At 49.6% G+C, this 16,003-nt stretch carries 18 protein-coding genes; 11 read left to right on the forward strand and 7 right to left on the reverse strand.

Annotated features, from left to right (window positions below):
• Window positions 1-63 precede the first annotated feature (63 nt).
• From lysS to AC5JLP_RS02245, 3 genes are all read left to right on the forward strand, one after another.
• A complete protein-coding gene (gene lysS / locus AC5JLP_RS02235) occupies window positions 64-1,614 on the forward strand; it encodes a lysine--tRNA ligase (RefSeq protein ID WP_496066267.1) in 1,551 nt (516 codons plus the stop codon).
• Window positions 1,615-1,767: 153 nt separating this feature from the next.
• Window positions 1,768-1,983: a hypothetical protein gene (locus tag AC5JLP_RS02240; protein ID WP_496066268.1), complete on the forward strand. Its 216-nt coding sequence runs from the start codon at window positions 1,768-1,770 to the stop codon at window positions 1,981-1,983.
• 188 nt (window positions 1,984-2,171) lie between these two features.
• A complete protein-coding gene (locus AC5JLP_RS02245) occupies window positions 2,172-2,756 on the forward strand; it encodes a YdeI/OmpD-associated family protein (RefSeq protein ID WP_496066269.1) in 585 nt (194 codons plus the stop codon).
• Window positions 2,757-2,784: 28 nt separating this feature from the next.
• Here the strand turns inward: AC5JLP_RS02245 and AC5JLP_RS02250 are convergent, their stop codons facing one another.
• On the reverse strand, window positions 2,785-3,702 hold the full coding sequence (locus tag AC5JLP_RS02250) for a LysR family transcriptional regulator (protein ID WP_496066270.1): 918 nt from the start codon (window positions 3,700-3,702) through the stop codon (window positions 2,785-2,787).
• A gap of 134 nt (window positions 3,703-3,836) precedes the next feature.
• Between AC5JLP_RS02250 and AC5JLP_RS02255 the strand changes: the two genes are divergently transcribed.
• Complete coding sequence (locus tag AC5JLP_RS02255; RefSeq protein WP_496066271.1) at window positions 3,837-4,802, forward strand: DMT family transporter; 966 nt, start codon at window positions 3,837-3,839, stop codon at window positions 4,800-4,802.
• Window positions 4,799-5,107 carry a hypothetical protein gene (locus AC5JLP_RS02260; RefSeq protein ID WP_496066272.1) on the forward strand — a complete coding sequence of 103 codons (309 nt, stop codon included), beginning with the start codon at window positions 4,799-4,801 and terminating at the stop codon, window positions 5,105-5,107. Before AC5JLP_RS02255 ends, AC5JLP_RS02260 begins: the two co-directional genes overlap by 4 nt.
• A gap of 117 nt (window positions 5,108-5,224) precedes the next feature.
• On the opposite strand, the gene AC5JLP_RS02265 is transcribed toward AC5JLP_RS02260, so the two are convergent.
• The 5 genes from AC5JLP_RS02265 to AC5JLP_RS02285 form a co-directional block, all read right to left on the reverse strand.
• Complete coding sequence (locus AC5JLP_RS02265; RefSeq protein ID WP_496066273.1) at window positions 5,225-5,317, reverse strand: DUF2283 domain-containing protein; 93 nt, start codon at window positions 5,315-5,317, stop codon at window positions 5,225-5,227.
• 216 nt (window positions 5,318-5,533) lie between these two features.
• Window positions 5,534-5,707, reverse strand: coding sequence for a hypothetical protein (locus AC5JLP_RS02270; protein WP_496066274.1), 174 nt, complete (start codon window positions 5,705-5,707; stop codon window positions 5,534-5,536).
• 74 nt (window positions 5,708-5,781) lie between these two features.
• A complete protein-coding gene (locus tag AC5JLP_RS02275; protein ID WP_496066275.1) occupies window positions 5,782-6,003 on the reverse strand; it encodes a type II toxin-antitoxin system VapC family toxin in 222 nt (73 codons plus the stop codon).
• The gene (locus AC5JLP_RS02280; RefSeq protein WP_496066276.1) at window positions 5,990-6,175 is read right to left on the reverse strand and encodes a hypothetical protein; all 186 of its coding nucleotides are present in this window, start codon (window positions 6,173-6,175) and stop codon (window positions 5,990-5,992) included. The genes AC5JLP_RS02275 and AC5JLP_RS02280 overlap by 14 nt, the downstream gene beginning before the upstream one ends.
• Window positions 6,176-6,234: 59 nt before the next feature.
• On the reverse strand, window positions 6,235-9,870 hold the full coding sequence (locus tag AC5JLP_RS02285; RefSeq protein ID WP_496066277.1) for an NACHT domain-containing protein: 3,636 nt from the start codon (window positions 9,868-9,870) through the stop codon (window positions 6,235-6,237).
• Between the two features lie 121 nt (window positions 9,871-9,991).
• Here AC5JLP_RS02285 and AC5JLP_RS02290 point away from each other — a divergent pair, with 121 nt between their 5' ends.
• Window positions 9,992-10,777, forward strand: a complete 786-nt coding sequence (locus AC5JLP_RS02290; protein ID WP_496066278.1) for an MBL fold metallo-hydrolase — start codon at window positions 9,992-9,994, stop codon at window positions 10,775-10,777.
• 58 nt (window positions 10,778-10,835) lie between these two features.
• On the opposite strand, the gene AC5JLP_RS02295 is transcribed toward AC5JLP_RS02290, so the two are convergent.
• A complete protein-coding gene (locus tag AC5JLP_RS02295) occupies window positions 10,836-11,078 on the reverse strand; it encodes a hypothetical protein (protein WP_496066279.1) in 243 nt (80 codons plus the stop codon).
• 131 nt (window positions 11,079-11,209) lie between these two features.
• Between AC5JLP_RS02295 and AC5JLP_RS02300 the strand changes: the two genes are divergently transcribed.
• The 5 genes from AC5JLP_RS02300 (at window position 11,210) to AC5JLP_RS02320 (ending at window position 15,929) form a co-directional block, all read left to right on the forward strand.
• Window positions 11,210-11,689, forward strand: coding sequence for a hypothetical protein (locus AC5JLP_RS02300; protein ID WP_496066280.1), 480 nt, complete (start codon window positions 11,210-11,212; stop codon window positions 11,687-11,689).
• A 143-nt stretch (window positions 11,690-11,832) separates the two neighbouring features.
• Window positions 11,833-12,504: a Pr6Pr family membrane protein gene (locus AC5JLP_RS02305; RefSeq protein ID WP_496066281.1), complete on the forward strand. Its 672-nt coding sequence runs from the start codon at window positions 11,833-11,835 to the stop codon at window positions 12,502-12,504.
• A 244-nt stretch (window positions 12,505-12,748) separates the two neighbouring features.
• The gene (locus AC5JLP_RS02310) at window positions 12,749-13,132 is read left to right on the forward strand and encodes a VanZ family protein (protein WP_496066282.1); all 384 of its coding nucleotides are present in this window, start codon (window positions 12,749-12,751) and stop codon (window positions 13,130-13,132) included.
• Window positions 13,133-13,484: 352 nt separating this feature from the next.
• Window positions 13,485-13,718, forward strand: coding sequence for an acetyltransferase (locus AC5JLP_RS02315; RefSeq protein ID WP_496066283.1), 234 nt, complete (start codon window positions 13,485-13,487; stop codon window positions 13,716-13,718).
• Window positions 13,719-13,850: 132 nt separating this feature from the next.
• Window positions 13,851-15,929 carry an FAD-dependent oxidoreductase gene (locus AC5JLP_RS02320; protein ID WP_496066284.1) on the forward strand — a complete coding sequence of 693 codons (2,079 nt, stop codon included), beginning with the start codon at window positions 13,851-13,853 and terminating at the stop codon, window positions 15,927-15,929.
• The last annotated feature ends 74 nt before the right edge of the window (window positions 15,930-16,003 follow it).

Below are 16,003 nucleotides of genomic sequence, written 5' to 3' on the forward strand. Positions count from 1 at the left end.
TTGGCGTGGTAGGTACGATTAGTACCATCGTCTTCATGCTGCATCCTTTCTCAAAGAAGTTCTATGTCCTCCGATCGCTCTCAACCGAACGAACAAAGTAAATCAAGCCTGGAAGAAATTCGTGCAACTCGGCTGGAGAAGGTAGGGCAACTGAAACAGGCAGGACAAAATCCCTACGCTTATCGGTGGGAGATGACGCACCATACGGCTGATTTGCAGTCGAAATACGCCGACTTACCTAGCGGTGAAGAAGTGCAGGTTGAGGTGGCGATCGCGGGACGCATTCTGGCGCGTCGGGTGTTTGGCAAACTCGCCTTCTTCAATGTGCAGGACGAAACGGGCACCATTCAGCTTTACCTTGAAAAAGCCCGCATTGAGGCAGGAATGCCAGATACGCCCGATGCTTTCAATCAATTAAAGCAATTGACTGATGTGGGGGATATCCTTGGCGCAAAAGGCACCATCAAGCGCACCGAAAAGGGCGAACTGTCGGTCTACGTCAGCGAATACGCCATGCTGACTAAATCTCTCCTGCCCTTGCCGGACAAATGGCATGGTTTAACCGATGTGGCGAAGCGCTACCGCCAGCGCTATGTGGATTTAATCGTGAACCCTGATGTGCGCGAAACGTTTCGTCGTCGAGCGCTCATCACAGCAGCCATTCGTCGCTATTTGGATCAGCAAGGCTTTATCGAAATCGAAACGCCCGTGCTGCAAACGGAAGCCGGAGGAGCCGATGCGCGTCCCTTCACGACCTATCACAACACGCTGGAAATGCCGCTCTTTCTGCGGATTGCCACAGAGCTTCACCTGAAACGGCTGATTGTGGGCGGGTTTGAAAAGGTGTTTGAACTGGGGCGGATCTTTCGTAATGAAGGCGTTTCGACCCGACACAACCCCGAATTCACCACGATCGAAATTTATCAAGCCTACGCGGACTATCACGACATGATGGCGTTGACCGAAGCGATCATCGTCTATGCCGCGCAGGAAGTCCTGGGAACGCTACAAATTACCTATCAGGGCACGGCGATCGACCTATCTCCACCTTGGCGTAGAGTGACGATGAATGAAGCAGTCAAAGAGAAAACAGGTCTTGACTTCAGCCAGTTCACTACTCTTGAAAAGGCGAAAGCAGCAGCAATAAAGGCAGGCATCACAGAAATTGATGATGCTACGTCGATCAGCAAGCTGCTCAACGAGGCCTTTGAGCAAAAAGTGGAGACCACGCTGATTCAACCCACCTTCGTGATGGATTACCCCGTAGAAATTTCGCCTTTAGCCAAGCCTCACCGTTCCCAACCCGGATTAGTGGAACGGTTTGAGCTGTTTGCCGTTGGGCGCGAAACTGCCAACAGCTTCTCAGAGTTGACCGATCCAGTGGAACAGCGCGATCGCTTGGAAGCCCAGGCTGAACGCAAAGCCGCTGGCGATCTGGAAGCGCACGGCGTGGACGAAGACTTCATCACAGCGCTGGAATACGGGATGCCTCCCACAGGCGGTTTAGGGATTGGGATCGATCGCCTGGTGATGCTGCTGACCGATTGCGCCAGTATCCGCGATGCGATCGCCTTCCCACTCCTGAAGCCAGAAAAGGCTGATGCAGATGAGTAATTTATCTCAAAAGGGTCGATTTCAGACTGATCTGTTTCAAAAGAGCCTGCTTCAAAAGTAGAGTTTTTATCAAGGTCGAGTTCGTCCTTGCGGTAGTCACTGGCTGAAGCGGGTCACTCTAAGCTTGATACTATGTTTTACAAGTATTCAACGATGAGCGACCCCACGGAAAAGACTCCACCACATGAGACGCAAGCCGAAAAGCTTAAGGAAGAAGGGCTGTTTGACCCGCTAGAGCTAGTTTCTAAGGGTGGCTACACGGGCACCCCTAGAGAAATTATTGAAAATCCTGCGGTTGCACCCGAAATGCTCGATCGTCCCGAAGATTTGCGCGATGATCTGTTAGCCGAACCTGAAGACGAACCATAAGTTGAGCGATCACTTAAAGCCGTGATTGAAGAGATTTTCTTCACCTGTTAGCTCAATCTTACGTACACCGAGGATTGCATCGCCAGAGCGCGTAAGCGATTTGACACATTGCTTTCATCCTCACTGAAGACGTTGCCCGTCCTCGATCTGTTAACGTTTTAGCAGTCGGCTTTGTGCAATGTTCTGTGATGGAAAAGTTTGAAGACCAGCTTGAAACCGTTTATGCTAGCGATCGTCAAGCATGGCGCGAATGGTTAATCCAAAATCATGTCACATCGCTTGGCGTATGGCTGGTTTATTACAAAGTGAAAAGTGATAAACCGAGTGTTCAATACAGCGAAGCCGTCAAAGAAGCATTATGTTTTGGCTGGATTGACAGTAAAGTCAAGTCGCTCGATGAAGAGCGTTATAAGCAGATTTTTACGCCCCGTAAACTGGGCAGCGTATGGTCAAAATTAAATAAACAATATATTGAAGAACTCACTCAAACCGGATTAATGAATGATGTAGGTCTTCAAAAGATCAACATTGCTAAGCAGGATGGCTCCTGGGTAACGTTAGATGATATTGAAGCCTTAATCATCCCGTCTGATTTAAAGCAAGCGTTAGAAGCGAGTGACATTGCTAATCAAAATTTTCAAACCTTTAATAACTCAACCAAGAAAACTATTCTCTTCTGGATTGCCAGCGCAAAGCGGGTAGAAACGAGATTGAAAAGAATCGAGCAAACGATTGACTCAGCTTTACAAAACAGAAGTCCGTTGGCACGATGAAAACTTTTTGCACACTTCACACGTTTGCTCATCCGATCGACTTTGATGGCAAGAGATCCTTACATTTCAAGATATCTAAAAAAGCATAGACTGCGGGGACTTGTAGCGCATCGGCCAGCACGGCAACCCCAATCACTCGGTAGATAGGTACAGGCAAACTAAGAATTTGCACACCCGTGGGAACTGGTTCAGCCGCTAAGCGAGGGAGCACGGCTGCACCTAATCCGCGAGCCACCATGCTGACGATCGTCGAATCAGTATTCACCCGATAAGCAATATTCAACGTGCAACCATATTTAAGGCAATGGGTGTGAAATTGCAGCATCGTGGCATCCGTTTCAGGCGGCATAATCATGGGATGGTGCGCGAGTTCTTCCCACGTAAGGCGCGTTTGTTTGGGCTGAAAAGTCGGTGGAAATAAGGCCACAAATTCATCTTGCAATAATTCCCAAACTTCAAAATCTTCATTCGTCGGCAAATAGGTAAAGCCGATATCGGCGCGTCCTTCGCGCAACGTTTGCTCAACTTCGGGCAGGTCTTCATGATCGGTGAGACGTACCGTGATATCTGGAAACCGCTGCCGGAACTGCGCGATCGCCTCTGGTAAGATGTGGGTCGCCACACTGCGAAAAGAGGCAATCCGCACCTGTCCACCCTGCAACCCTTTTGCCACATTTGCTTCCTTGAGCATGCCATCTAGCGACTGCATCATTTGCTGGGCATAGGTAAGCACCCGATCGCCCACAGGCGTGAGCGACGCGCCATGACGACCCCGCGAAATCAGCACTACGCCGAGCATTTCTTCTAACGTGGCGATCGCGTGGCTTACGGCTGACTGTGAAAGCCCCAACTGCAATGCCGCTTCACCGAAATTACCGCGCTCTGCCACTGCAATCAGGGCACGCAATTGTGACAATTTAATCTGACCTTGACGGTTCGCATTCATAAACAGAGATCCTTCAGATTTCCATCGATTTTGTTCATGGACGTGATAAAAGCCGTCTTTTGATTGATGTAAAGCGAATCCATTAGAGTAAGCACAGTCCAGCAAATAGTGACAGTTCAAAGCTGCTTTCTGTTATGTCTAATACAAATTCAAACATTCTTCATACCAGAGGCATCTTGCTGCTCGTAGCAACGACCCTAATTTGGGGCACGACGTTTCCGGTCGTTAAAGAAACAGTGGTTAGCCTTTCACCGATGGTACTGACTGCCGTTCGCTTTCTGCTGGCCGCGCTAGTCTTTGTGCCCTGGCTGCAACGCATGAACGCTCGACTTTTACGTGATGGTGCGTTGTTGGGAATTGCTTATCTAGCATCCTACATTACCCTCGCGATCGGCGTTGAAACGATCGCAGCGGGTCGGGCCGCATTTGTGCTGAGCTCGAACGTCATTTTAGTGCCTTTACTGGGGCTATTTCTGGGTCGCTGGCTCGAAAGAACGACAATCTCTGCGGCGGGACTGGCGATCGCAGGCATTGGGATCATGTCCTGGGAAGGAGGTGGACTCAGCCTGGGCGATCTTTGGGTCATGGGTGGTGCTTTGAGCTATGCCGTTTACATCCTGTTGCTAGAAGCCGCTACGCTGCGTCATCCACCGTTGGCCTTGTCAGCCGTGCAACTGGTATTGGTTGCTGGCGTTAGTACCATCTGGGCAGCCCCTGCAATGGTAATGGAATGGGAGGCGATCGCCTCTCATTGGGGACCACTCCTGTACCTGGGGTTAGTAGTTACGGCGATGACCACGATTACACAAGCGATCGCGCAGCGGTGGGTTTCAGCGCATGAAACAGCGCTGCTCTATACGCTCGAACCCGTCTTTGCAGCCATCTTCTCGTTCTGGCTTCTGGGAGAGCACTTTGGAGCACGCGGGTTTCTTGGAGCCGGACTCGTTCTCATCGCAATGGTGCTGAGTCAAGGTCAAGCCGTGATAGCCCAACGGTTAGGAAGGACAAGCCCTGATGAAGCGTCGGTCCTGTCATTGGCTGTGTTACCACCAACGGAATTGTCATCAACAGAATTATCAACAACGGAGGTTTCAAGATGAAACTAGCATTACAGTGGTTGGGGAATCGGTTTGGTCATCAAGCGTGGGAAACGCAATCCAGGCAAGTTGCGCCGAGCGATCGCACTCCTACATCCATCATGCAATGGGTCGAGCAAGTGTCCCAGTTTATTGTGCAGCGTCTGGTTGCAGATGTGGAGCCACACGTTTGGTACACCTGCGATGCAGAAGGCCGTCTCTGGTGGCATGCGCATGATCCGGTCACGGGTCGATCGCTCACCCATGTATCTGAAGCAGAGATGCGTGCCTGGATTGAACAGCGCTACGCCTCAACGTTAGCAAGCTAATGATGCAGATGCAGGGTATCCAATGGGTACCCTGCGTCAGGCTTTATGTACTTAATAATTGAGTGACAGCTAAAAGCTCGATGAGGACGAGCGTTTCATCATCAGAGTAATGCAGGATCACTGCCCGTCGTCTTCGGCATACGCTATGGGCGCATCTGACAGCTCAATCAGTAAAGCATCGACATCTTTGCTATAGCGAATCTCTTTCATCCCTCTCCCTCCACATTTCCCACAGCGCATCATTTCCTGAGTTTACGCGACCTGGAGTGGTTGTCCGATCGTTTTTGGTCCCTCAATGCTAATCCCACCATTTTATCCTTCATCCTTTAGCCTTTCCCCTACACCCCACACACTACACCCCCTTAACAATCTCTCACAGCTCATCAATCTCTGATGGTGTATTTATCCTTTTGTCTCCTTCTTAACTTAAGGCTGAATGACTGCCAAAATATCCTGGGGAAGCATTAGAGGCAAGCCTGAGATTCCTCGAAAGTCTCGAATGTTGTAGGTTGCAAAGTAATCGATCGCGGCTTCAGACGCTAATGCAGCCAGCCGCAAATCAAAAATTTTGGCAGAGGTGATCGTTCGAGCAACAGCCAATTCCAGGGTTGTAGCGATCGATGAAGTAGTTGGAAACAGGATTTCAAAGTTACCGCTGAGATACGTCTCGGTGATTAAGGGCTTGCCTCAGATGGCGTTAAAGGGCTGCCAGTCATGGCAGCGGGGTTAGTCAAAACTCGATACAGTTCAACGATGTTTTGTTCAGCAATGATACCTTGAATGCTTTGCTGAAAGGCTGCTTCTAGCAGTGATGCAGAGTCAGAATGATGAACTGACGTTTGATCGTGAGCATAGACTAAAACGTTGGTATCGAAGAAAATTCTAATCGGACTCATAAATGTTGTCTCGATTTAGATAGTTTTCTTTAACCCCCAACTTAAAGGTGGGAAAGGGATATTTCCGCTTGGCAACTAGCGTGACAACGACCTCAACTTCATCACCTTCCTGAATCTCCTCAGGTAATGAATCAATCAAGACAATGCTCTTATCTTTTACGTACCCTTTCATCGCTTCTATCTCCTAACTCTCTACAAATTGCTGGTTTTCTTCCTTTCATCCTTCATCCCTCATCCCTCCCCTTCAACAATCTCCCACAGCGCATCAATCCCTGCTCCCACACACTCCTCATCCTGATGCTGCTCAATCCACTGAACGATCGCGGGCTCAATCCAATCAGCCTTTTTGCTTAACTTTACCAAGACAGATCGTGTTCGAGAACGTATCGATGAATCTGGCGCTTGGAGTAAGCACAACAAATTATTTACTACAAGTTCAGATATATGCTCTAGCTTACCTAATGACTCTAGAGCACCATAACAAACTCTAGAGTCTGAATCCTGAAGTAGTAACAACAAGCCATTAATTACTTCTTCACTTGTCTCTCCAAAGCTACCAAGTGTATAAGCAGCATCTAAACGTGCCATAACATCTGCATCTTGAATCAACGCAACTGCTTTTGACGTAATAATTTCCGATTTAACCTCTAGCTTACTCAGTGTTCTTAAAGTTGTAGAACGAACAATTGAAACAGGATCTTCGAGCAAAATTTCCAATTCTTGTATGATCTTTGATTTATCAGAAAGATTATTCAATTGGGTATTCAATCGACCCAATGCCCCTGCCGCTGTAGAACGCACCATCGCCTCCTGATCGTTTAGTAATGTTAGTAAACTGTCTATAACTTCTTCGGATGAATCACCTAACCCACCTAACGCAATTGCATGCAAGTAGCGTATATAAGAATCTGGAGATTGCAGTTGAGTCAGCAAGTTGCTTCTAATTGCTCCAGTAGAATCTCCTAAACTAGCTAATGCAGATGCAGCACTAGAACGCACTAATTGGTCTGGAGCTTGAACTTGTGCCAATAACGCAATAACAACTTCCTTACAAGAATTACCTAGCTTGCCTAAAGCTTCTGCTGCACGAGCTCGAACAGCCATAGCTCGATCTTGTAAAAGGGAGCAGAGTCCAACAACTGTCGATTCAGATGATTTGCCTAGCTTACCTAAAGCTTCCGCTGCACGAGATCGAACATCCGAATATGGATCTTGCAGTCGAGATAGTAATTCAGTGATGACTGGTTCAGAAGCATAACCTAGCTTACCCAGAGCTTCTGCCGCACTAGCTCGAACATTTGATACTTGATCCTGGCGCAGCCTTTTCAGTAGCGCATTTAGTATCTCTTCAGATGCATTACCAAGACTACTTAAAGTCATAGCTGCTTTAGAACGATCCAAAGCTTCTGGATTTTGAAGATGTAGAAGCAATGCCTTGATTGTCGCTTCTCGCTCTCCTAAATCAGCTTGATATTCTAAAAAAAGCCATCGGCTTATACGATCCTTTCGATTGTTAAGAAGCTTAAGTGCTTCAGCCTCAAATTCAGTTTCTTCCAAATGACGAGGGACATAGTTTATTTGAGAACGAATTTTGTCCGTAAGCTCTGGGGTCTCACTCACTCCCAACTCAATTAATCTCTCTAAAATCTCTAGCGACAAAGTTGGATCAGCGCCTTTTAATCCTTTTGGATCTTCAGTTAAACAGCGACCTGCAAACAGTAAATCACGATGCAGCCATTGTTCATAGGGACTGTTGGCAGTGAGGACTTTGCGGATCGCTCTCGCGGCTTTTTTGGGGCTTTGTTGGGCGATGAGGAGGAGCAGCACTTCGCGCCAGTGGGGGTCGTGGAGGTGTTGCGCGATGTGCGTTAAGACAATCTCGAAGTCGTCTTCGTTGTCTGCCTGGTAGTTGATGTCTTGCGCGGTGAGGTATTCCTGAAAGGTTTTGTGGACGAAGGCGTAGCAGTCCTGTCCCTGTTCGTTGAGGAGTCCGGTGCGATCGCGGATGAACCTCACAAACCGTTCGGCTTCTGCTTTCGCTTCGTAGTGCTGGAGTTGTTTAAGCGTTTTGATTTCCTGGCAGAGTTTTTGGATGAGTTCGTCTTTGTCGATGAGGGTGCCGCCTTCGCGATCGCCCGTGTTGCCCTGCGTGTGAATCCAGTAGGCGAGGCTTTCCATCAACCGTCGCAGGTCGTCCAGTTGCAGGTATTTGAGCACCGTCTGATTGCTCAGTTCCTTGTTGTCATCCCAGGCGGTGAGCAGCGTTTCTACCGCTTTGTCGTAGAGTTTGTAGCGTTCGCGGGGCAATCGTGCCTGATAGCGATGAATCAGGGCAATGATGGTCAGCAGCAAGGGATTACGCGCCAATAATTTGATGCGATCCTGCTGCTTCAAGGCTTTTTGCAAACTCTCTTTGCGTCGCTGCGCTTCTGCGGTGTCCTGTATCCGACTCCGATACCACCGATCGCAAAACTCCTCAATTTTCCCATCATCAAACGGCTGCAACTCGTAGTGCGGAAACTCCTCGGTGCGGAAAAAGTCACGCTTGTACCCTGCTGGACGCGAGGTAATGATGGCGCGATTGAGCGGATACTGTCCCAAAAAGTTTTCGATGCACTGCACGAGATGGTAGCGCTTCGCTTCTTCTGCCACTTCGTCTAACCCGTCGAGGAGAATGAGCGCCCGACCATTGTTCAGCCAGTGCTCAAAGAAGCCCTTCGGCAAAGGTTTGCAAGACATCGTAGTTTCCGCAAACTGCCGCGCATACTCAGGGATGGTGACATCCGGCGTTCGTGCCCAATCCCGAATGCGAATCAAGATTGGCAGCAGCAATGCGTCTGCATCCGTCTGCAATGCTAATGGATCGAGACGCAATCCTTCTGTACCCAGAACCATTCGAGTTGGATCGCGTTGCATTTGAGGTCGATCACGATCCATTCCTTGTGTAAGGCGATCGCTTTGAGTTGGATCGAGTCGCAATCCTTCTGTATCCGGATGCGTTTGAGTTGGATCGCGATCCATTCCTTGTGTGGCGACATCGCTTGTAGGTGCGATCGCCCCTTGCCGTTCTGCCAACTCCACCGCAAAGAAACTCATCAGCGTTGTTTTACCCGACCCCGGTGCGCCTAAGAGAACGATCTTCTTCTGAGGCTGGTTCAGCAGTTGCCATGCTGAAAACTTACGCCCTGATCGTTCCAACTGTGCTCTCATTCGCTGTTCCTGCAAAAGCTCCCCCTGCCGCCCCTGCTCACCCTGCTCCTCAAACCACGATCGCTCAAACGCCACCCGCGATCGCCGTTCCCCATCCTCCTCCACATCCGGCATCACAAAGATCTGCGCCAAGCGTTCGGCTCGTTCCACATCCTGTCCTGGCACGGCAACGCCTGCAAACTTCACATCATCAAACCAGTTGGCTAATTGGGTCAGGTAATCGTCTTTTGCCACCTGAAACCGAATCGCGGTAATGGCATCAAAGTAAGCATTTGCAAAGGCTTTGAGCCAGGGTTCTAAAGATTCATCTGGAATGGTAAATGCGCGATCGATCGCAATTTGCTTTGCAGTCTGCACCAGAATCGCAACATCGGGCGCACCGTCCTGCTCTAGTGGTTTCTGCAATTCGCGCTGCGTTTCTGGATGTTCAAGCAGCGTCGCTAGAAACGTATCGGCATCCTTATCGGTGCAGTGATAGAACACCGCGTTATTGACCTTCTGCCCTCGCTCCAAGGCTTCCGACTGCTGCAAACCGACTTTTAGCGATCTTTCCAATTCAGTCGGATGCAACTTGTGTTTGATTGCTGTGGCGATCGCGCCTGCCACCTTCGGCAATGCGGCTTTGACCAATCCACCTGCAAGCGATTCAAAGACCATAAGATAAGACCTTTTACTCTGACCGTATTATGACGTAATGGCTTTAAACTTCAGAGGTTTTCAAAATCTCCGAGGTCTGGGAAATTTGCTATAAGGTCTATATCTTTCGCCTCTATCAACCGTGTTGAACACTAAACCTGTCTGCGATCGCTGGTTCGCCACACGCCAAATCCATTCGGGACTCTACTGCATTGGTGAAAAGCACTATTGGGAATGGAATCGTGCAAACCTGTGGCTGATTAAAGGACAAAAGCAGGATTTATTGATTGATACTGGCCTGGGCGTAGCGAGTTTGCGACAGCATCTTGCCTCGTTGCTTGATAAACCCCTGCTGGCGATCGCCTCTCACATCCACTTTGACCATGCAGGCGGACTGCACGAATTTGACCATAGAGCAATCCATCTCGCTGAAGCAGACGCTTTGCGATCGGGCGATAACCATGCGGCTGTGTGCTCCCATGAACTGGGCTTTGTGCTGGATGAGCACTTCGAGCAGTTGCCCTACGCAGGCTTTACAGCCATGCAATATAAACTCAACAGTGCTGAACCGACACAGCTCTTGCAGGAAGGCGACGTGCTGGATCTGGGCGATCGCGCCTTTGAAGTGTTGCACCTGCCAGGACATTCACCCGGCTGCATTGCGCTCTACGATGCCAAAAGCAAGGAACTCTTCTCTGGCGATGTCATTTACGATGGCGATTTACTCGACCAATTGCCGGGAAGCGACATTCCCACCTATATTGCGACCTATGAGCGGTTGCAAAAATTGCCGATCGAAACTGTCTATCCCGGTCACTACCACACCTTTGGCCGCGATCGTTATCACGAAATCATGGCGGAGTATCTAGAAGCGAAGCGGCAACCAGGCTGCCCAAGCGATTTTCGGCCTAAAGAGGCCGTGTCGTAAGGGCATTGTAAATTGGCAGTTGGGGTAGAAGATAGAAAAACTAAGAAGGTTAGTGGTTTCACAAGCGATCGATTGCGGCTATACCCCATTTTCCATCTAGCACAGCCTGTAATGCTTCGGCAGTCTCACCAGTCCCCAAATTGACCGTTGCACCATTAATGTCGATCGTGGTGGCACTGAACAGAGCACTAGTACAGCGCATCAAAAGTTCTGCAATGTCGGTTGCAAGAGTGCTGAGTGCTGTAGCTTGCTTCCGCTTTGCGGTGGACTGAGTGCTGAGGACTGAGTAGCGCTCAAGCATGTTGCATCATTCTGTTTCAGAACACTAGATGCAGGCAGTCCAGTCGGCGATGCTGCATTTATTAACGTGCACTTATAGATTCCTTATCTTTCTTACCTATAGTGAGCGACAGCGTATTGTTGCTACAAAGAATGATCACAAGCTACACCTCACAAGAGCAAGCAACGGTTGCCCAAGCGCCTCTAATGGCTGGTTTTGCGATTGCTACATCAGATCTGGGCCTTGTGTCAACCGCGATCGAACTAGCAGCATTGTCTAGAGCCATTGTGAGAGCGGCTCAAAAATATCCCCAAAATTCAATTATTCAAGCCGTGTTTTCAGAAGCAGCATTACGCAGTGGCGCGGTTGTACTTGAACCGCCCTCCGTGAAGCCTGAAGATGTCAAAGCAGGTGTTTTAGTCGATCAGGCGATCGCAGCCATCAATACGGCGCTTGACTCCTTACACGGCAAAGCCACACCGGAAGAAATTGGCGAGTATAAGGCATTCATTTACACCTGTGCTGAAGCTGTAGCAAACGCGGCAGGGAAAGGACTCTTTGGTTCTGGGGCCAAAGTCAGCGAACGAGAGGCACTTGCCCTGGCAAAGGTCAGAATAGCTCTCGCTATCTAAGCTATTATTTCCCGGACGGTAAAAAATATAGTCGAAAGCGTTTTTAAGGAGGAAGCTTCCAGTGTGGCGTGCATTAGTGGCTCCAGAGGTGCCCATTCAACCACGTTAAAAAGAACTCAGGGAATAGGTAGTGGGGAGACGTAATGAATAGCCGTCAGTTGTTTAGGATTTTGAGCGCGATCTTAGGTTGGAGCGCCTTGGCACTACAGCTTTATCTGCTGATCGTGATCAACCTGGAAAAGGGCTTACCTGGCATCGTGGGCGTGATGAAGTTTTTTGATTACTTCACCATTCTCAGCAATATTCTGGTTGCCATAGTGTTTACAACGGTAGGGGTACAGCGCTACGCAGACGGCTTCTTTGCTCATCCCAAAGTGAAAACTGGCGTAGGAGTCTACATCTTTATCACAAGTCTTGTTTACGTTCTCATCCTCAGACACATTTGGACCCCCACCGGGCTGTCGTGGCTAGCCGATGTCGCACTGCATTACGTGCTGCCTGGGTTGTATCTCATTGAATGGTTATTCTTCACACCCAAAGGCTACCTGCGCTGGAACGATGCCGTGCGATGGTTAGTGTTTCCCCTGGCGTTTCTAGGCTGGGCCTTGTTTTGGGGTGCTATTTTTGGGTTTTATCCCTATCCCTTTATTGATGTGGCAAAGCTGGGCTACCCGCAGACGTTACTCAACAGCTTTTTTATGGCGATCGGCTTTCTGGTCATTGGGTTACTGCTCCTTGCAATCGATCGCGCGCTAGGCAAAGATGCCCGCTCAACTGCACTGCGCGATCCATCTTCGGTGCGATCGCTTCGGTAAGTAAAGTAAAAGGCAGAAGGCACAACCCTGCCCATCAGTATTTTGATTCTGGCGATTGTTCTAGTTCATCCTCAGCATGGAATCGGAAGCCAGGAGCAGTATACATTCTGACTCCTGACTCCTCAAGCATGCCGTGTGTTGCCTCTGAAAGTCACTAAAGGTTGCGTCAAGCCTGGATGAAGCTTACGAAAGCGATCGTGCCAAACGGGTAGTGATGGCAAAGACAACTTAGAGGAGCAACCTGATGAAAGGGCAACCGACCGCAGCAAAACGTTTCGGGTGGCAACTCTTAGCAGTTCTCTACACCACGGCCTTTCTCATCATTCTGCTGCTCGCCTATACTGGCAATCTGCCGCCACAATTTAGCCAGATTCCGTACTACGACAAAATTGGACATGTCGTTCTTTATGGTGTTGCCGTTTATTTAGGACATCGAGTGTTTGCGTATCGTCGGCTGGTCATGCGAGCGATCGCAGTACCGCTGTTTCCCATTCTCTTTGCGATCGGAACAGTGATAGAGGAACTGCTCCAATCGTTCTCACCCAATCGCACACTCGATGCCACAGACTTAGCCGCCAGCTTCTTGGGCATTGCAGTAGGTTACTGGTTGGCGGAGAAAGGACGTTGAAGGCAAAAGGCAGAAGGTAAAAGGCAAAAGGTAAAAGATAGAAGAAGGGAGTCGGGAGTTGGGAGTTGGGGTGCGGAGGAAGACGGGGAAGCGGGGGAAGACGGCAATTTAACTCAAAACTCAAAACTCAGAACTCAAAACTTCTACGCTGACCGCTGACCACTAAGATCACCTTCTCATTCAGAATGACTGCACTATTCTCCAGCGGTCTCTTCCCGCGGGATGGCGTAAAAATCTGCGTGCTCACCTTTAATGAGATGTGTTCAAGGATGGGATGTTTGTAAAGAGGTTACATGAAATGCCCTTACAAACGAAATGATGACTGTCCACCGATCGCATTGAGGAAACGTTGATGTTGCTACAAGACAAGCGCACAGGGTCACTGATTGAAGTGGTTGAAATTGTTGATTTGGTTAATCCTGCAAAAGATAAGATTTCTGGGCGTGTGCAGTCAGGAGAAGAGGAGCAGGATAAAGAGCCGATCGCGAAAGAGACGTTGATTTTTCCATCGGGAGAGAGCCTGCCGCGCTGTTGGGTTGATGCCAACTATCGGGAACATGATGCGCCAGCAGGTGTTCCTGAGTAGATAGGTAAGGCATCTTTGGAGTAACTAAGCTATCAGCATTGTTGATCGCTCGTTTAGTTCGATCCCTCAATTGAGAAGTGAGCTATAGTCCAGAGTTGAGAGTCTTACCTTCAGTCGCATTCCTCAACTTGCATGGTTAAACGTGTTCGCTGGCGCAGTTCTATCAAGCTTACTGTTGTCGCTTTTTTGATTGTAAGCATGGTAAGTTGGGCGTTTCGTGCGCCTGCTCAAAGTCCTTTGGCTCAAGGCCCGATCGTTCAAAGCGACCTTGTAGTGCCGATAAACCTACCTCGATCGATCGATCGCACGGTCAATTGTGATCTTTTAGTTGCAGGCGGCGGCCTTGCTGGCGTAGCAACGGCTTACGAAGCATTGCAAGCTGGGCGTACTGTTTGCCTGACGGAAATTACCGATTGGGTTGGGGGACAACTCACGTCACAAGGTACCTCTGCGCTGGATGAGGCGAAAAAGCAGCGGGCACTTCTCTTCTACGCACGGGGCTACAACGAACTACGTCAGCGGATTGAGCAAAAGTATGGCAAACTCAACCCTGGTCAATGTTGGGTCAGCGTGTCGTGCTTTTTGCCAAACGATGCCGAGCAGATTTTGATGACGATGCTGCAAGAGGCGGCAAAGAAAGGGAAGGGCACTCTGCAATGGTTTCCCTCTACCGTCGTCAAAGATCTGGTTGTAGGCACGGATGGCAAGCTGATTCAAGCGGCGATCGCCATTCACCACAGTCCTGCAATCGGTACGCCACCTCTGAATACAGAACCGTTGTCAAGGACGATCGAAGATGCGTATCGCTACGAAAATTCCTCGCGTCTGACCAAGCAAGTCATTCGCTTGGTGCCCTTGAAACAGCGCTGGATCGTCGTCGATGCCACAGAAACAGGCGAACTAATCGCGCTAGCAGATGTGCCGTATCGGATTGGGCTTGATCCTCGTACCTATCTGAATCCGTCTTCGCCCACAGAAACAGGCGATCCTTACTGTTTGCAAGGTTTCACCTATACCTTTGCAATGGAGCAGATGGATGGTGATCAGCCCCAGCAAAAGCCACCCTTTTATGAGCAATACGAGCCGTACTACGGTTATGATGCCGATTACCGCAAAGCCGACTTCAACTTTGTGTTCACCTACCGTCGCATCTGGAGTCCTAGACCGGGAGCGCGCATCAAAGCAGGCCCGTTGACCGTCACAGCCCCGTCTCCTGGCGATATTTCCATGCAGAACTGGGTGTGGGGCAACGATTACCGTCCGGGTACCGCAGCGGATAATTTGGTCTACAGCCGTGATCAGTTGCAACAAATGGGACAACTCGCCTCTGGAAGCTGGATGGGCGGTTTACGACCTGATGCTCTCCGTAAAGCCGAGGAGTTAGCATTGGGCTTCTACTACTGGCTAGTTGAAGGTACGACCGATTCGCAACTTGGCCCCGGCTTTAAGAAACCTGCACCCAACCATCGCCTACTTACTGGTTTCAATACGCCAATGGGCACCGCGCACGGCTTGTCCAAATATCCCTACATGCGCGAAGGGCGACGGTTGATCGGGCGAACATCTACTGGCTACCCCAACGGTTTCAGCGTGAATGAGATTGATGTCTCGCGTGCAGACTATCGGCAGGAGTATTACCGCAAGTTGCCTGCATCGCTCTATCGATCGCTCTACATTGCCCTGGCTGGACTGGAAACAGGAAAAGTCATTGTGAACGACATTCCACCGGAGAACGTCACTCCTCGCACTCGCTCTACCATCTATCCCGATTCGGTTGGTATTTCTCAGTACGCGATCGACTTCCATCCCTGTATGCAAGACTCCCCACCCGAAAAACCTGGCAATATTGAGCGTCCGGGTGTACGGCAAGCGCATGGGCAGTCCTATCCGGGGCAGATTCCATTGCGATCGATGATTCCGCAAAAACTCGACAATCTCCTCGTTGCCAGCAAAAGTATCGCTACCAGCTTCATTGTTGCCGCCGATTATCGCGTTCATTCCTTTGAGTGGTCAGTAGGCGCGGCGGCTGGCACCACAGCCGACTTCGTACTGTCCGAAGGCATTTATCCCTATCAGTTAGTTGATGATTTATCCGGCACCACACCCAAGCTACAAAAACTGCAAAAGCGCCTGAACCAAAACGGTAATCCAACCGCATTCCCCAGCACCTCGATCTTCAACGAAAAATGGGAAGATTGGACAGTTTGGTAAGGCACATGGAATCAATTACTTGATAGCTGTAAGGAAGAAACAGCCGATCGAGTTTTGGTAAGCTTGCAAGCTGG

It is taken from the genome of Stenomitos rutilans (assembly GCF_059505485.1).

What these genes read in the sequence shown, in the direction of transcription:
- AC5JLP_RS02295 (WP_496066279.1), bottom strand. Translation starts at nt 11,078, where the DNA reads ATGCTTGAGCGCTACTCAGTCCTCAGCACTCAGTCCACCGCAAAGCGG.
- AC5JLP_RS02320 (WP_496066284.1), top strand. Translation starts at nt 13,851, where the DNA reads ATGGTTAAACGTGTTCGCTGGCGCAGTTCTATCAAGCTTACTGTTGTC.
- AC5JLP_RS02300 (WP_496066280.1), top strand. Translation starts at nt 11,210, where the DNA reads ATGATCACAAGCTACACCTCACAAGAGCAAGCAACGGTTGCCCAAGCG.
- AC5JLP_RS02310 (WP_496066282.1), top strand. Translation starts at nt 12,749, where the DNA reads ATGAAAGGGCAACCGACCGCAGCAAAACGTTTCGGGTGGCAACTCTTA.
- AC5JLP_RS02255 (WP_496066271.1), top strand. Translation starts at nt 3,837, where the DNA reads ATGTCTAATACAAATTCAAACATTCTTCATACCAGAGGCATCTTGCTG.
- AC5JLP_RS02280 (WP_496066276.1), bottom strand. Translation starts at nt 6,175, where the DNA reads ATGAAAGGGTACGTAAAAGATAAGAGCATTGTCTTGATTGATTCATTA.
- AC5JLP_RS02275 (WP_496066275.1), bottom strand. Translation starts at nt 6,003, where the DNA reads ATGAGTCCGATTAGAATTTTCTTCGATACCAACGTTTTAGTCTATGCT.
- AC5JLP_RS02260 (WP_496066272.1), top strand. Translation starts at nt 4,799, where the DNA reads ATGAAACTAGCATTACAGTGGTTGGGGAATCGGTTTGGTCATCAAGCG.
- AC5JLP_RS02315 (WP_496066283.1), top strand. Translation starts at nt 13,485, where the DNA reads ATGTTGCTACAAGACAAGCGCACAGGGTCACTGATTGAAGTGGTTGAA.
- AC5JLP_RS02265 (WP_496066273.1), bottom strand. Translation starts at nt 5,317, where the DNA reads ATGAAAGAGATTCGCTATAGCAAAGATGTCGATGCTTTACTGATTGAG.
- AC5JLP_RS02305 (WP_496066281.1), top strand. Translation starts at nt 11,833, where the DNA reads ATGAATAGCCGTCAGTTGTTTAGGATTTTGAGCGCGATCTTAGGTTGG.
- lysS (WP_496066267.1), top strand. Translation starts at nt 64, where the DNA reads ATGTCCTCCGATCGCTCTCAACCGAACGAACAAAGTAAATCAAGCCTG.
- AC5JLP_RS02240 (WP_496066268.1), top strand. Translation starts at nt 1,768, where the DNA reads ATGAGCGACCCCACGGAAAAGACTCCACCACATGAGACGCAAGCCGAA.
- AC5JLP_RS02245 (WP_496066269.1), top strand. Translation starts at nt 2,172, where the DNA reads ATGGAAAAGTTTGAAGACCAGCTTGAAACCGTTTATGCTAGCGATCGT.
- AC5JLP_RS02285 (WP_496066277.1), bottom strand. Translation starts at nt 9,870, where the DNA reads ATGGTCTTTGAATCGCTTGCAGGTGGATTGGTCAAAGCCGCATTGCCG.
- AC5JLP_RS02250 (WP_496066270.1), bottom strand. Translation starts at nt 3,702, where the DNA reads ATGAATGCGAACCGTCAAGGTCAGATTAAATTGTCACAATTGCGTGCC.